This window comes from Paenibacillus sp. FSL R5-0713, assembly GCF_037973325.1.
Classification (GTDB): domain Bacteria; phylum Bacillota; class Bacilli; order Paenibacillales; family Paenibacillaceae; genus Paenibacillus.
Genome location: NZ_CP150229.1, coordinates 2,292,972 through 2,307,092 on the forward strand (window position 1 = coordinate 2,292,972; position 14,121 = coordinate 2,307,092).

The window sequence follows — 14,121 nt, forward strand, 5'->3', positions numbered from 1 at the left end:
GCTGTGCTAAACAGCGGCTTTTTTTTCATGCAAAAGGTGTGCGCATGAGTGATGAATTGTGGTTATGAAGCAAACGTATGCACATATTCATGAAGTACATAAGCATGTTTATATATTTTTGCGTCCACGAAATGTACCCCAGCGGTTTAATACCAATTTGGCTGCCCAGAACAGTGCCATACTTCCGAAGATAGGGTAAAGGATAGATAGCAGAGAACTGAATCCAAACTGACTGAGTGAGTAACAGAGCAGCATAATGGTTAATGTAATGAAACGGGGATGAACGCGTATATGTTGTCTGAGTTGCAAGGTCATGCCATAGATATCCGCAACAAACGTACTGAATATTTCCATAAAAATAAGGGATACATATACAGATTGTACTGCCCATCCAAGTTGAAAGGCGATGCTGCCCATCGGAATTTCGAATTGGATGATGCCGGGCATCTGTGCCGACATGGCAAAATGGGCTGCCATTAGCATGAAACCTACGCCAATTCCACCCAATACTCCGCCCCACTTCAGCACATTCCGACTACGAATCTGGTTCCCTACAGGCACCAGAACAGCTTGAGCTAACGCCAGATTAAATGAAGTGTACAACAGTGGAGACAGCCATACTTGAATAGGATTTGAGTCTGTCGTCAGTGTGATGAATCGGGAAGCTCCCGGATGATGGATGGTACTTGTGATCATGAGCAGAGATAACAGGAGCATCATAGGCACGACAATGCTATTCATTTGAAGGATAGCTTGGATGCCCCGACCGAGAAGCAGATATGTCCCTACAAGTGTGACGATTAGACCGGTCTGATAATGCAAACCGAGATGTTCGACAAAAACGGAACCTGCTCCGGCAAGCATGACACTGTTCACGCCAATGAGAATGAGAAGGGTCACCCAAGTGATCCATTTGCCCGCCTTGTGGCCGAATAAATGTTTGTTCAGATCCTCATAAGAGCGGGATCCGGTATCGTGGGCGATCAGCATCATTTTGGTACCTAACCAGACAAAGAGCATGGTGGATAAGCCTATGGTGACGGTGGCCCATTTGCCATACTGGGTAAAAAACTGCAAAATTTCCTGCCCTGTAGCGAAGCCGGCTCCGACAACCGTTCCGATGTATGTAAATGCGATCTGCAGCACCCGAAATGCCTGTTTCATGTGTTTCCCCTCTCAGGACCCTGTATAGTTTGGACATGCGGGTACCATGGTACAAGGTATGCTTGACCCACGAAAGTCATGACAATCGATCATGAGCTTTGGCTTGAATCGCGTCTGAAGGACAGCGTCCAGGCAATTTCGCTTGAACTTATAGATAGATATATGATACTTTTACCTCATAGGATAGGCTTGGGAGGTCAAATCATGGAATTATTGAAACAACGAATTTTACAAGAGGGTGTTGTCATCTCGGATCAAGTATTGAAGCTGGATGGTCTGTTGAACCACCAGATTGATCCTGCATTAACGATGGAGATGGGGCGTGAATTCGCTGCCCGTTTTCGTGAAAGTGGAGTGACCCGTGTAATCACAGTAGAATCCTCAGGGATTCCGGTTGCGTTTGCCGCGGCCTATGAACTTGGGGTGCCACTTGTATTCGCCCGTCGCAAAAAAACACTTCTAGCTGATCCTGATGCTTACTGTGAACGCGTACCGTCCTTTACCAAAGGAATTGTAACTGACATTATGGTATCTCGCGAGTTTATTCATGAGAATGACCGTATTTTGTTCATTGATGATATTATTGCCAATGGAGATGCCGCTCGTGGCGTCATCAAAATCATTGAGCGTTCCGGTGCGGAACTCGTCGGATTCGGTGTTGTGGTAGAGAAATGTTTCCAGGCAGGGGCACGAACGATTCGTGAACAGGGGATTCCGGTGGAAGCCTTGGTACGCATTCGTTCCCTGAACGATGGGACGGTACAATTTGACGATAACGAAATGTGACATTTTAAAGGAATAGGGCCTATTTTTTGAACTATGCCTTTGCATGGCCGCTAATTTCATTTATAATGGGGTTATGTTAGGGAGAGGAGGCAACACCATGGGGAACCAACCGGCAACAGAACAATTCTTTAATGATAAGCTGGCGGAATCGAAAGTTCATTTTGAACGTGCCCTGGATTGTAAACATACGGAATTCGATGACCTTTATCCCTATATGATTGAACATCCTCAATTTTTCTGGTACAAACGCTATGTTGCCTGGTCAGAATTACTGACGATTGTAGGCTTATGCGAAGAGTTGTCCTTCTCTTGGAAAGAACAATTTACACCGCATCAAGTGGAGTACCTTGAAGAACGTGTGATGTCCGCCAAAGTGCTTGATTTTTGGTTCGAGAAGAACGACAGCAAAGAGCACGCGCAGCGGTAACTTTCAGTCGGGACATAATTTCGAATGACATGACAGTCCAATACAGTCACGTGAGACCTAAATGACTTTTCATTTAGGTCTCTTTTTGTAAATAAATTTGGAATATAGGAGCCATGAACATGATTAGTGATACAGAATTGGACGCCCTGCGTCTGTCAGGTGAGAAAGTCAGAGTAGTACGGGACGAGCTCGAATCGAACGATGTAACCGGGATTGTCGTTGCCTGGGATGGCGAGCAGGTACTTATCCGTCGTCAGAATCGACGTGTCGTCAAGTTGGATCGTGGTTACCGCTATCAGTTGTTCAGCGAACCCCGGCAAAGTCCACTTGGTGAGTAACAACGATCATTATGTCAGAAGTATGAGCGTACAAATGTTTGGAATTACCATGATTTCTTGGCATAATTGACTCACTCGGGAGAGAAGATAGGTACAGTGAAGAAATTCTGTAACTATAGCCGAGAGGGTGTGCTGCAAGACATGACATTGATGAATGATAAAGTTCATGCCTACAAGGATCAGATTGGAGCATTAAGTGATGTGCTGCCAGGTGTGGTGAAGTCGTATCATGAGTTTACCGGAGAATGCTTCCAACCTGGGGCGATTGATGCGAAGACCAAACAGCTCATCGCGCTTGGTATTGGCTTGTTCGCCAACAATGAGGTATGTACCTTCTATCATGTAGAAGAAGCACGTGCCAAGGGCGCTACAGATCAGGAGATTATGGAGACCGTTGCTGTGGCTGGAGCTGTAGGAGGCGGACATGCCCTGTCCCAGGGCGCGATGCGAGTGCAGAAGGCGCTGCATTAAGTGTAGATGGAGGTAGTCCAAGGACTGTCCTCCTAAAGAGGAAATCAAACAAAAGAGGAGGTTCCGGTTGATCCGGAGCCTCCTCTTTGATATTATCCCTACATTTTCCCTAACATTTTATCGTACATAAACTGTCCAGTTACCCGACGTGCTGTTACGTAACGATCATTGAAATAAGGATTGCTCATTTTGGTGATGCTTACCCCTTTGCTGCTGGATGCATGTGCAAATTGTCCGCCGCCGATATAAACACCTGTATGTGAAATGCCTTTGCCTGTTGTGTTAAAGAACACCAGATCACCTGTCCGAACATTGCTCTTGGCTACTGGAGTACCTGCTTTGGCTTGCTGTTGCGAAGTACGTGGCAATTCAATGCTGTATTTATTGAAAATATATCTCATAAACCCGGAACAGTCGAACCCGGCCAGAGTCGTGCCACCCCACTTGTAAGGAATACCTGTCATGTTGTTCACTACGGAGTTAATACTGCTTGCCTCTGTGCTTGTTGCCCCGGATGTAAATAGTACAGCCGCTCCAAAAATGGAGATAATCAGTTTTTTCAAAATCAATGTTCTCCCTTCGATGCCTACGGAGTTAGCTAAGGGTTCGGTAGAAGGTTCCCTATATTTCCTATGTATAAGAATAATTCACCCAAAATGGTTCCCCCGTTTTCAAACCTGAAACTCGGCAATGAATAATTAAGTTTTTGTAACTATTTGAAACTATATTGCATAAATGCGTAATTGTCAAACCCTTTTAAACCCCTTCGTAATACCTCAATGTTAGCGGAATTAACGATTTTATATGAAAGAAGGCGTCAAGTTTGGGTATCATTGATGACAAAAACGTCATTATTGATTCGTTTGAGACGAAATTGGATAAATAAATAAGTTTGTCATGAGTTAAAAGAACTATCCGTTATGTAGAATTTGAGAGATTATATTCATTAAGTTGCATATATTGACAATAATTGATTTTTTGCATATCATCTGATTATCCAATCCACATATTGGATAAAAATAGATTTTATTATGTTATATATTTAAATTAAGGAGGTTTAAGGACGGGCGTTATAGGTAAGGTAGAATTGTGGATGTTATTACAATGAACATGGGAGAGTGTTACATTTGAAAGCAAAGAAAATAATTACTTTTGTCCTGGCATGCGCTATGGTGTTCTCAACAGTTGGAATCGCAGTTCTCCCTGTAGGGACGGTATCTGCTGCTGATGCATCGGGTACTACAGCGAGTATTTCAGATATTTTGAAGAACCAACTGCCGGATGGAGGTTGGAGAAAAGATTATAAACAAACAAGTGGAGAGTGGGCGAAGTCCACGATTGACAACAAGGCTACATATTCAGAAATTAGAAGATTGGCGAAGGAATTTAAAAAGACGAATGATCCACGCTACTCCACAGCTGCAATTAAAGGAATCAACTTTTTGATCAATATGCAGTATTCAAACGGCGGATGGCCACAAGTCTACCAAAGCTCTGGATATCACAAGCATATTACCTACAATGATGATGCAATGATTAATGTAATGATCATGCTCGATGAAGTAGCAACACGCAAAGGTGATTTCTCATTTATCGACAGTACACTTGCTAATCGCAGTAAAAATTCAGTTGCCAAAGGTGTGGAGGCGATTCTGAATACTCAGGTCGTCTCAGGCGGGAAGCTTACAGCATGGGGACAACAACATGATTCCAGTTCCCTTAAACCAGCGAGCGCAAGAATCTACGAAGTACCATCGCTGACAGCTGGAGAGAGTGTAACGATTGTTAAATTTCTGAAAACAAGGCCTGCTACCGCTAAAATTACCGCATCCATTAAAGGAGCAGAGGACTGGTTTAACAAGGTGAAAATTACGGGTTACAAGTATGAAAGGGCAAATGGTGATAGCAAGATTATCGCTGATTCCAAAGCAGCACCGATCTGGGCACGCTTCTATGAAATAGGAACGGATAGACCCATTTTCATTGGACGAGACGGGGTAGTTAAATACAAATTGAGTGACATTGATAAAGAAAGAAGAGGCGGTTATGCCTGGTATGGCAATTGGCCTTCCAAGCTGTAGTATGACTCCTTTTTGATGAACCAAATGATTAGTTGAAGGTAAAGCCCGAATGGACAAGCATGTCTGGTTCGGGCTTTCATGTTATTATTTTCAGTGTTGACATGATAGATTGGGCATGATATATTATTTCTTGTCGCCGAGATTAATCACGGAGATATAATATGCGGTCGTGGCGGAATTGGCAGACGCGCACGGTTCAGGTCCGTGTGGGCTAACCCCCCGTGGAGGTTCGAGTCCTCTCGACCGCATCGAATAAAAAGACTCCTCAAGCTAACGCATGAGGAGTCTTTTTTGTTTGCATTTTTTGATATTATCCTAACATCAACCATACGGAATGTTTTATTGTGCTGCGGTAACATTAATGCTGTCAATATTCGGTCCTTCCGTTCCCGTTGTAACCACTTTCAAGGTATTGGTCCCGGTGTTCATGGGAACTTGTATTGTTTTTTCAACCCAAGTGGACCAGCTTCCCGTTGCTGGAAAGGGCTCATTGCTGATAACTTTGGTTCCGTTAACAAAAATGTCGAGGTTACGTGTTCCACTTTCCAGCGCATAACGAAACTTTACATTTTTGGTGCCAGTAATCGTATTGTTAATAGCGTTCCATTGAATGGCTGAACCAGTCATTGCATTGAAGTTGACATACCCGGAGCCTGTGTAACCGGGGTAGATCGTTTCAATGGCAGCTTCCGTAAGTGTTGTTCCGGTCTCTGCTTCATAAGTAGTGCCGCTGCCTGTATTTCCGCCGTTATTCCCACCAGTAATGTTGGCAACAAATGTTGTTACGCTCTGAGCGGGGAGTTGTGCGGTGAAGGCTCCATTGGATACGGTAAGCGAGGCCCCGCTTGCCAGGTTGCGACTGCTGTCCGTAACCCATGAGGACACCGTGGAGGCATTACCATTCTGCAGAACGAATTTTTGGCTTGTGGCCGAAGTTCCACGGTTAATTGCCACGACGACTACTTTATTATCCCCTTTATAGGCTGAGACAAATGTGTTCGTATCCGGATTTTTCGTTGCATCGACTCGCAGGTAGCCAGGACGTACAAATTTGGAGAAATGGGCCATATTATATCCGCGTTTGCTTATGGTACCATCTTCTTTCATCGGACCATACTGTCTGCGGATGTACCACCACACATAGGCCTGGAAATCACCTTCCACCATGGCATTGTGCATGTGATAGGAAACCTCCAGTGCTTCAGGCCAGCGGTCTGCTGAGTTGTTGTCACTGTTTGGAACATACACCTCAGTCATCCACAGTTCTTTACCGGCTCCTTTTTGCTTAAAGAGAGGGTAGGCAAAATTCGAAATCTGGGTTCCGTACGTGTGTGCTCCCAGAATGTCCATGTTGGCAAGTGCCTGCGGATCATTCAGGATTGGATCGGATATGTTCTTTAAGTACTGGAAGGATTCAGGTGCCATGACTTTGGTACCTTGAATGGACCCGGCATTTTCTTTCATGAAACGAAGAATTTCTTGTGGAGTCCACCAGGTCCAGTCATGCGCGTAATCCGGTTCATTTTGCACAGAAATGGCATACAGATCTACGCCGTTATTTTTCATATAGGTTACAAAGTCATTCAGATGTTGCGCATATGCGGCATATTTGTCGTATTTCAAACGTTTGGCATTGGTATCTCCATTACGGTTGAACGTTTCCACCATGCTGCTCGGAGGATTCCATGGGGAGGCGAATACGATAGCTCCCTTCTCAATAGCCCGTTTCGCTGTGGCAACTTCACGATACCAGTTATTGGAATCTGGATCGACGTAGATCCTCAGAATTGAAAAGCCTAACTGATTCTGGTCATTACCAAAAGCAGTCTCACGTTGAGCGGGAGTCAGATCACCAATCCAGGCGGGAAGGTTAATACCGCCAAAGCCCTTGATCAGTTGTTTTTCCGAGGATAAATTAATATTGGCATCACTTGCCGCCGAAACTTGTGTCGGGGTTAACATCAGGGGTAGTGCTGTTAAACAGGCCAATAAAACATTGATCGTTTTTTTGAATTTGAATTTCACTACTTTCATCCTCCTCGATAATGGTAAATGGTTAGTTAGAAAAACCGTGACCAGGGAAATAAAAAGAGCTGATAGTCTGGCATTTATTTTATGTAAACCCTTTCAAAACCCCCTTCCAAAAAGTATAGGAAAGAAATGAAACACATTAACTTCTTTCATTTGTTGATTCTACTAAATAATTGCCAAACTGAAAACCTGACAAATTACAGTATTTTTTCTAATTAATCTCTTTTTTTAGCACTTCAATGACATTTCTTGTCTGATTGTAAAGGTGAAAACGGGGAGATGGCGTGGTTCCCTGAAGATACAGGTCTCCAGTGGTGGGGATATTGTGATTAAGGAAGGCATTGGCTTACATATTCCCCCCTTCATTATCAAACAATGAAATCACAGAAACTTACGGGGAGGGAGTCATGATGATGGAAAATAGAAAGCATTTTCGATTCATTGCAGGTTGCATGGTATTGTTGATAGTAATTTGCGCAGGGATATCGGCAGGAGGGCCAACAGCGGCAGCTTCAGAGTCCACATCGAATCATAAACGATTAGCGATTATCATCGATGATGTTGGTAACGACATGAAAGGTACCGCAGAGATCTTGGCAATGCCAATTAAACTTACGGTAGCAGTCATGCCTTTTTTGCCAACAACGAAGAAAGATGCGATAGCTGCACATGAAAAGGGGATGGATGTGATTGTGCACATGCCCATGGAACCCAAGAAAGGAAGACCTGAATGGCTGGGCCCGGGTGCAATCACATCCAATCTGACAGATGCGGAAGTCCGCTCACGCGTGGAAAAAGCGATTGATGATGTGCCCTACGCAATTGGCATGAACAATCATATGGGTTCCAAAATTACTTCGGACAAACGCATCATGTCCATTGTGCTCGATGTATGCAAGGAGCGGGGCCTATTCTTTGTAGACAGCCGTACGAACTTTCGCTCCGTGGTGGGGGAACTGGCCATATCCAAAAACATGCCACCTGTAGGTAATGACATTTTCCTGGATGATCAGAACTCCAAGCAACACATTCGCAAGCAAATGGATCTGGCAGCTCGTCGTGCAATCGACAAGGAGACCTGTGTTGTTATTGGTCATGTCGGACATAGCGGGATGAACACATCAGCTGTAGTTCGTGAATCCGTTTCCCGTCTGCAGGGTCAGGTTGAGTTTGTAGGTATTGGCGATCTTGTGCGCGAAGTGTGGAACTGGCACGCTACCCCTACACTACCGACAGATAATAAATAATGCCGCTCGCAATAGACTCTGCGATTCGTTTTTGCTCTGCGGGGTCACTCATTCTGGTCCGGTCTTCGGCATTGCTCAAAAATCCGGTTTCGACGATGACGGCTGGCTGCTTCACGTAATTCAATAAATAAAAGGGCTTGCCCCACACGACTCCGTGCTCCGTTTTGAACAATTGGTTCATGGCGTCCTGGATGGATTGGGCTAACAGATAGCTTCTGCCTTCCTTCTGGTGCAATACCACGGGGCCGTGTGCAGACGATCGGGGACTCCAGTTCGCATGGATGCTGACCACGATATCCGTACTTACTTCTTCGCTAAGGCTCTTACGTTGGGCAAGATCTCTGGTATGACGCGAGCGGCTGTTCAGCCAGCGGTTGTCGTCACTAAGGGCGTAATCACCAAGTCGATTGATGATAACGGCATAACCTTTGCTGCGAAGCAGGAGATAGACTTTTTGGCTAATGGCGAGGTTGATATCTTTTTCCAGCACACCCTGGGCTGACGTACCGCCGTCAATACCGCCATGGCCTACATCGAGCAGGATAACTGGTGCTGCAAAGGCATGATGACTTGAGCGATAAGCATCTCCATCGGTCACAGGCAGCATGGATGGACTGTTCTGGGACGGGGCTGCTTTTCCATAAGCGACATGGGGCAGCATGGTAAGGCAATAGAAGCTGATTAACAAGGCTACCGAAGCGGTCAGCAGCTTATACATGGGATACACACTCCTTCATGAAATAGGTATCGGATGCAGATTCATGGCTGTCTGGATACCTTTGGCATTAGACTGTGCATTCTGAGGTTTTTCATACCCTTTTCAACAAAAAAATGTTTAACCAGTACACATCCTGCACACAATAGAACTATCGTAAGCTCCGCGAATGTGCAGGAGCGAAGGAGGCAGATGTTATGGCCAAAAGTGATGAATTGGTAAAATACATTACGCAGCGGTTTGTTCATTATATCGATACGCCGAAGGATGAGCGGAAAGACCGTGCCAAAAGGAAAGAGCCGTGGGCGATGAAATGGTTTGGTATGATTCCCTTCGCTGTATCCCTGTGGGTGGGGAAAAAGGAAAAGGAATTGGATACACCGTCTCATAAACGAAGTTCTTCAGGCAAAGGATAACTGTAGCACACCTATTTCACTCAGTGAGCTTAAAGACACGCCTTGTTGAGAAACCAAAAGACGCAATCCCTTTATTACATGGGAAGGCGTCTTATTTGTTGTAGATATTTAATTGTTCTAACGTTATTTGAATGCTCTGTAGAGTTAGCTGACAGTTAAGGCTTCAAGATGTAAAACTGACCGTCTTGTTGTAATGTGCTCAAAGGCACAAAGCGTTGAATGGATGTTTTTCCACCAAGCGCTACATATAGAATGGACTCTGTTTCCTGTTCTGTATGCCACAGCTGATACCCGCTGACGGGTAGAGGACCACCGTATACGACGTTGCGATCATCTGCTGAGAAAACAATTTCTTGATCCTCCCCGTGTTGTATCACCTCTCGTGCCCGATTGGCAGCAATAGGCTTGGATGTCATCCACAACAGATTGTCAGCCGGATTGAAGACGGGACGCAAATGAATTGGATCGACTGTGCCCGATGGAGCTATGGATAACTTAGTTATGATCGCAGAAACCTGTTTGGAATCAGCCTCCAACAGCTTCAGTAACTCGGAGGGTAATACATCACCATTCGTAGCATCAATATAAAGTGCAGGATGGTTGGGTTGTTCCACTTTCCAATAAGCCAGCAGGGGAAGAGCATAACCACGATGAAGCTCTCCTCCGCCAGCAAGTAACGCCTCAAGATTCACATGTTGTCGATCCAAGGCTTGTCCGAGAAGTTCATTGTTATATGGTGACTGCTCTCCTTGACCATATTCACTAAGCATCAGATGTCCCTGTTCTGTGGCGGTAATAATCATATATCCCATTGGTTTCCCATCCAATGCAGCTTGCACCAGCCAGCTATGTGTACCAGGGCCCAGAGGATAGAAGTCCAGGTCGGCGTTCTTCCAATCAGTTTCCGCGTTAGCCGTACCAAGTGCAGCAGCTTGTTGCTCTGCAAATCGTTGCACAGCAGCGGGAGCCAGTTTGTCATTCTGGGAAGCATGATGTTCGGGACCATATGCTGTAGATGAAGCGAGATATGGTGAAGACGTTTTTTGTTCTTCAGCATTGGCTATCGACCAAAAGGAGAATAGGGCAAGACAACTGAGCAAGCCCAAGGAGATACAGACTGTTTTCCGAGCGTTGTTCCAACACATATGGAAGAATTGTTTCAAATTCACACCTACTTTTCATTTATCCGTTACCTGAGCCGGTCCTAATTTCATTCTAGGGGACGGGCTATGCAAAGGTTGCCGCAACCTGTCGGGCAGCTGATCATGAATAAACACTACTTTTGCCAGCATTTGCAGGAAAAGTAGTGTCTTCGTCTATCTTAAGTGAAACATGCCGCTGCTAATCGCAGTCACTTTCACTTTGGGTTCGTATTGCCAGATCATCTCGGTCCGGCGTGTCTCGTATTGCAGTTTCATGGCTTCGCGATCGATAACCGCCTGTTTGGCTTTCTCTTCTTCAGCGTCCGTCTCGGTTTCGATCGGCACAACGGCCTCTGCGGCCAGTTCCATATCTGTTCCAATGGGTTTAGCGTTAGTGATATCCAGAACTTTTTTCAGAGCTACAGGTGACGTGCGGTTAGAATGGACACTCTCCATGCCTGAGGCTGTGTTACTCGGGGGTTCTACTTCAGGTGTATCTTCCCGGAGTACTGCTTCGTAATAGGTATCCAACACGTCCAGCTCCAGATCAAGTCGCTCTTGGGCTTTCTCAGCCCAGCTATAATCGAGTTCCAGCAAGCGGTTCGTCAAATGAGATTCGAGAGCAGCTCCGGCATCGGATAACGATACTTTGGCTGTCTGTACATGCATGTTCTCCGCAAGCCTTGGACTGAGATCACGTCGATTCAGCTTGGTTCCGAACTTCTCTATAATTTCACCTGAGCGAAGGGAGATGCCGAGAAAATGCAATTCTTCCCGTTTCAAATCACAGGCGAACTCTACCTTGAAACAGACACCGAGCCAAGGTTCATATACGGCTGGAGCTGTAGCGCGCAATTGCCGTTTGGCAGCTTGTTCGAACAGATTCACGAAGGCACCCCCTTCACGTGCTGCACCAAAAATCTGTTGGAGTCTGCGACTGCCGTACACCACTTCTTCACGCAATATCCTTCCTGGTCCCAGTAGTGGCATGGATGGAGTAATGCCGAAATAACGGCCCAGAATAGTTTCTTTCGGTGGCTCGCCTTGAGGACTGCCGTTGGTTGCGCCATTCGTTTGAGCAGTGTCAGGTGATGCTTGCGCTGTTTTGGCTTCGGCTGCTTCAATGGCCTGCTGATAACTGTCAGGATCGAATATAAATGTAAAGGACATTGTCTCAGCGGGTGCTCCGGTTCGCTCCACGAACCCCCAATAATAGGGGCGATTGGTCAACGCTTTGTCTGCCTCAGGCGAAAGTTTAACAGTAACATGGGCAGGCGAACGCTCCATAATCTGACAATCGAGTGCTTCCAGATAGGTGAGAACATATGCCTGCACTTCATGGGGAGTCATGGTCATGGGTCAGCTACCTCCTTTGCGAAGATCTAACAGCCCGGAGACGGCCGGGCCTTCATCGGCAACCTCGCGTTGAATGGAGTTCAGTGATTGCCCAAGTGAATCCATTTTACGGCGAATATCTTCATCATTTTGTGATTCCAACATGATTTTGTACAGGCTTTTCTCAATGGACTCCTTCTTCTCCAGTCGTTCCAAAATGACATCCAGCCCGCCAATCACCATCTCAAACATATTGATTTTCTCATGCAGCAGGTTCAGGATATGTTCCTCAATGGTTCCGGACGTGGATAGGTTGAAAATGTTCACATCATTTTGCTGTCCCAGCCGGTGTACCCGACCGATCCGCTGCTCTACCCGCATAGGATTCCAAGGCAGATCAAAGTTGATCATATGGTGGCAGAATTGCAGATTAATGCCCTCGCCACCCGCTTCGGTTGCAATCATGGCCTGCACACGTCCGCGGAAGAGATCCATCATCCAGTCTTTTTTGCCTCGATTCATACCACCCCGATAGGGTACAGCTGTAAGCCCATTGTTACGGAAATAGTTTAGCAGATACTCCTGCGTGGCCCGGTATTCGGTGAAGATAATTACTTTTTCATTCATGTTCCGAATTAGCTCCATCGTTTTCTCGGCTTTGGTATTTTCCTTGATCGCTTTAATATGGGCAACGAGTTCCCAAATCTTGTCCCGAAGGGGAGAGTCCAGCGGAAGTTTCTTCGACAGATTAACCAGTGTCACGAATACCGCATCTCGACTACTGCACACTTCACGCTGCAATGTAACAAGGGAGAGCATGCTGCTCAGGTTGCCGCCAGCTTCCTGGTACTGATCCTTAACGAAGGACGTCACCCCATCATAAAGCGCTTGTTCTTCGGGCGATAGTTGCAGATTCACGTTGGAGACGTTCCGTTTGGTAAATTGAACGGGGCCTTCGCCGCGGCGGTTACGAATCATCACTTTGGATAACTCGTTCTTAAGCTGTTCCTGATTTTTCGGAACCCGTTTGTCTACGACAAAGTTGGCCGCAAAGTCACCCTGACGCCCCAACTGACCGGGCTTCAGCAGGTTAATCAGATTGAACAGCTCACTCATATCGTTCTGCACAGGTGTAGCTGTGAGCAGCAAACAGTACTTTTTGCGCAATTTCAGCATGAATTGATAGTTGGTTGTTTTCTTGTTTTTGAGCTTATGTGCTTCATCAATAATGATCATGTCGTAATCAGTGTTCAGCAGCATATCTTTATGCGGGTCACGTTTGGCTGTATCCATGGAAGCAACGACTACTTCATTCTGCCAGGAATAGGCCTTTTTCTGGGCAATGGCAGGAATACCGAATTTCGAATTCAACTCCCGTACCCATTGCAACACAAGAGAAGCCGGTACGAGAATGAGTACCTTGGATACGAGACCCCGAACCATATATTCTTTCAGAATGAGACCGGCTTCAATGGTTTTGCCAAGACCCACCTCATCGGCGAGAATGGCCCGGCCTGACATTTCAAATAATACTCTGCGTGCAGTGTCCATCTGGTGAGGAAGTGGAGTAAGGCCTTGTAAATGCTTCAAACACTGAATTTCGTCAAAATTGGGAATCAGATTGGTCTCTTCGGCTTGAATGCCCAGTTGAAAGAGTCGGTAATCTCCCCAAGGGCCCCCTTTATCCAGTCGTGATTCCAACTGATTGATCCAGCTTCGATCGAATTCCAGTGGAACGGGCAGCTCGGCTACAGGTTGATTCGTGTGGTGCGGGTTTTTCCGGTTCATGATGCTTCCTCCCCTGCCATACGTGATGACGTTTTATTCGTAGGTAATAGTATGGACGAATGAGAGTGAGTTCATAACTATACAAGTTGAACTACATTTTATTTGCACGAACACTACGATGACAGAACAACCTTCCAATCGCTGTTATCCCCAGATTTCTTTGATTCCCTTTTCTGAAGG

The 14,121-nt window shown here is 45.8% G+C and carries 14 protein-coding genes, 1 tRNA gene and 1 riboswitch; of the genes, 8 read left to right on the forward strand and 7 right to left on the reverse strand.

The window, feature by feature from the left end; genetic code table 11:
- Window positions 1-108 precede the first annotated feature (108 nt).
- Window positions 109-1,164, reverse strand: a complete 1,056-nt coding sequence (locus MKZ12_RS10520) for a hypothetical protein (protein WP_339241217.1) — start codon at window positions 1,162-1,164, stop codon at window positions 109-111.
- Between the two features lie 204 nt (window positions 1,165-1,368).
- Between MKZ12_RS10520 and MKZ12_RS10525 the strand changes: the two genes are divergently transcribed.
- The 4 genes from MKZ12_RS10525 to MKZ12_RS10540 all read left to right on the forward strand — a co-directional run bounded on the left by MKZ12_RS10525 (window position 1,369) and on the right by MKZ12_RS10540 (window position 3,186).
- Window positions 1,369-1,950 (forward strand): xanthine phosphoribosyltransferase, encoded by a 582-nt coding sequence (locus MKZ12_RS10525; RefSeq protein WP_124113961.1) that lies wholly within the window; start codon window positions 1,369-1,371, stop codon window positions 1,948-1,950.
- Between the two features lie 97 nt (window positions 1,951-2,047).
- A complete protein-coding gene (locus tag MKZ12_RS10530; protein ID WP_036609615.1) occupies window positions 2,048-2,377 on the forward strand; it encodes a hypothetical protein in 330 nt (109 codons plus the stop codon).
- A 119-nt stretch (window positions 2,378-2,496) separates the two neighbouring features.
- Window positions 2,497-2,715 (forward strand): hypothetical protein, encoded by a 219-nt coding sequence (locus tag MKZ12_RS10535; protein ID WP_278295843.1) that lies wholly within the window; start codon window positions 2,497-2,499, stop codon window positions 2,713-2,715.
- Between the two features lie 141 nt (window positions 2,716-2,856).
- A complete protein-coding gene (locus MKZ12_RS10540; RefSeq protein WP_339243003.1) occupies window positions 2,857-3,186 on the forward strand; it encodes a carboxymuconolactone decarboxylase family protein in 330 nt (109 codons plus the stop codon).
- 98 nt (window positions 3,187-3,284) lie between these two features.
- Here MKZ12_RS10540 and MKZ12_RS10545 read toward each other — a convergent pair whose 3' ends face one another.
- Window positions 3,285-3,749 carry a C40 family peptidase gene (locus MKZ12_RS10545; protein WP_339241221.1) on the reverse strand — a complete coding sequence of 155 codons (465 nt, stop codon included), beginning with the start codon at window positions 3,747-3,749 and terminating at the stop codon, window positions 3,285-3,287.
- 5 nt (window positions 3,750-3,754) lie between these two features.
- Window positions 3,755-3,886: riboswitch (cyclic di-AMP (ydaO/yuaA leader) on the reverse strand.
- A gap of 418 nt (window positions 3,887-4,304) precedes the next feature.
- Between MKZ12_RS10545 and pelA the strand changes: the two genes are divergently transcribed.
- Together pelA and MKZ12_RS10555 are read left to right on the forward strand one after the other, a co-directional pair.
- Window positions 4,305-5,267 (forward strand): pectate lyase, encoded by a 963-nt coding sequence (gene pelA, locus MKZ12_RS10550; protein WP_339260294.1) that lies wholly within the window; start codon window positions 4,305-4,307, stop codon window positions 5,265-5,267.
- 163 nt (window positions 5,268-5,430) lie between these two features.
- Window positions 5,431-5,515 (forward strand) — tRNA-Leu (locus MKZ12_RS10555).
- A 91-nt stretch (window positions 5,516-5,606) separates the two neighbouring features.
- Here the strand turns inward: MKZ12_RS10555 and MKZ12_RS10560 are convergent.
- Window positions 5,607-7,292, reverse strand: coding sequence for a carbohydrate-binding protein (locus MKZ12_RS10560; protein ID WP_339241228.1), 1,686 nt, complete (start codon window positions 7,290-7,292; stop codon window positions 5,607-5,609).
- A gap of 413 nt (window positions 7,293-7,705) precedes the next feature.
- On the opposite strand from MKZ12_RS10560, the gene MKZ12_RS10565 reads away from it, so the two are divergent.
- Entirely contained in the window at window positions 7,706-8,545 is an 840-nt protein-coding gene (locus tag MKZ12_RS10565) for a divergent polysaccharide deacetylase family protein (protein ID WP_339241230.1), read from the forward strand.
- Here MKZ12_RS10565 and MKZ12_RS10570 read toward each other — a convergent pair.
- On the reverse strand, window positions 8,520-9,263 hold the full coding sequence (locus MKZ12_RS10570) for an N-acetylmuramoyl-L-alanine amidase (protein WP_339260296.1): 744 nt from the start codon (window positions 9,261-9,263) through the stop codon (window positions 8,520-8,522). The two genes, MKZ12_RS10565 and MKZ12_RS10570, sit on opposite strands and share 26 nt — an antisense overlap.
- Before the next feature lie 194 nt (window positions 9,264-9,457).
- Between MKZ12_RS10570 and MKZ12_RS10575 the strand changes: the two genes are divergently transcribed.
- The gene (locus tag MKZ12_RS10575) at window positions 9,458-9,676 is read left to right on the forward strand and encodes a YqzE family protein (RefSeq protein ID WP_339260298.1); all 219 of its coding nucleotides are present in this window, start codon (window positions 9,458-9,460) and stop codon (window positions 9,674-9,676) included.
- A 155-nt stretch (window positions 9,677-9,831) separates the two neighbouring features.
- On the opposite strand, the gene MKZ12_RS10580 is transcribed toward MKZ12_RS10575, so the two are convergent.
- The 3 genes from MKZ12_RS10580 to MKZ12_RS10590 all read right to left on the reverse strand — a co-directional run bounded on the left by MKZ12_RS10580 (window position 9,832) and on the right by MKZ12_RS10590 (window position 13,941).
- Window positions 9,832-10,845 carry a hypothetical protein gene (locus MKZ12_RS10580; RefSeq protein ID WP_339260300.1) on the reverse strand — a complete coding sequence of 338 codons (1,014 nt, stop codon included), beginning with the start codon at window positions 10,843-10,845 and terminating at the stop codon, window positions 9,832-9,834.
- A gap of 147 nt (window positions 10,846-10,992) precedes the next feature.
- Window positions 10,993-12,174 carry a YqhG family protein gene (locus MKZ12_RS10585; RefSeq protein WP_339260302.1) on the reverse strand — a complete coding sequence of 394 codons (1,182 nt, stop codon included), beginning with the start codon at window positions 12,172-12,174 and terminating at the stop codon, window positions 10,993-10,995.
- Between the two features lie 3 nt (window positions 12,175-12,177).
- Window positions 12,178-13,941: an SNF2-related protein gene (locus MKZ12_RS10590; RefSeq protein ID WP_339241238.1), complete on the reverse strand. Its 1,764-nt coding sequence runs from the start codon at window positions 13,939-13,941 to the stop codon at window positions 12,178-12,180.
- Window positions 13,942-14,121 lie beyond the last annotated feature (180 nt).

Excerpts from the sequence above, each read along its gene's own strand:
- MKZ12_RS10565 (WP_339241230.1), top strand. The coding sequence starts at position 7,706 with ATGATGATGGAAAATAGAAAGCATTTTCGATTCATTGCAGGTTGCATG.
- MKZ12_RS10535 (WP_278295843.1), top strand. The coding sequence starts at position 2,497 with ATGATTAGTGATACAGAATTGGACGCCCTGCGTCTGTCAGGTGAGAAA.
- MKZ12_RS10540 (WP_339243003.1), top strand. The coding sequence starts at position 2,857 with ATGACATTGATGAATGATAAAGTTCATGCCTACAAGGATCAGATTGGA.
- MKZ12_RS10530 (WP_036609615.1), top strand. The coding sequence starts at position 2,048 with ATGGGGAACCAACCGGCAACAGAACAATTCTTTAATGATAAGCTGGCG.
- MKZ12_RS10590 (WP_339241238.1), bottom strand. The coding sequence starts at position 13,941 with ATGAACCGGAAAAACCCGCACCACACGAATCAACCTGTAGCCGAGCTG.
- MKZ12_RS10575 (WP_339260298.1), top strand. The coding sequence starts at position 9,458 with ATGGCCAAAAGTGATGAATTGGTAAAATACATTACGCAGCGGTTTGTT.
- MKZ12_RS10585 (WP_339260302.1), bottom strand. The coding sequence starts at position 12,174 with ATGACCATGACTCCCCATGAAGTGCAGGCATATGTTCTCACCTATCTG.
- MKZ12_RS10570 (WP_339260296.1), bottom strand. The coding sequence starts at position 9,263 with ATGTATAAGCTGCTGACCGCTTCGGTAGCCTTGTTAATCAGCTTCTAT.
- MKZ12_RS10520 (WP_339241217.1), bottom strand. The coding sequence starts at position 1,164 with ATGAAACAGGCATTTCGGGTGCTGCAGATCGCATTTACATACATCGGA.
- MKZ12_RS10525 (WP_124113961.1), top strand. The coding sequence starts at position 1,369 with ATGGAATTATTGAAACAACGAATTTTACAAGAGGGTGTTGTCATCTCG.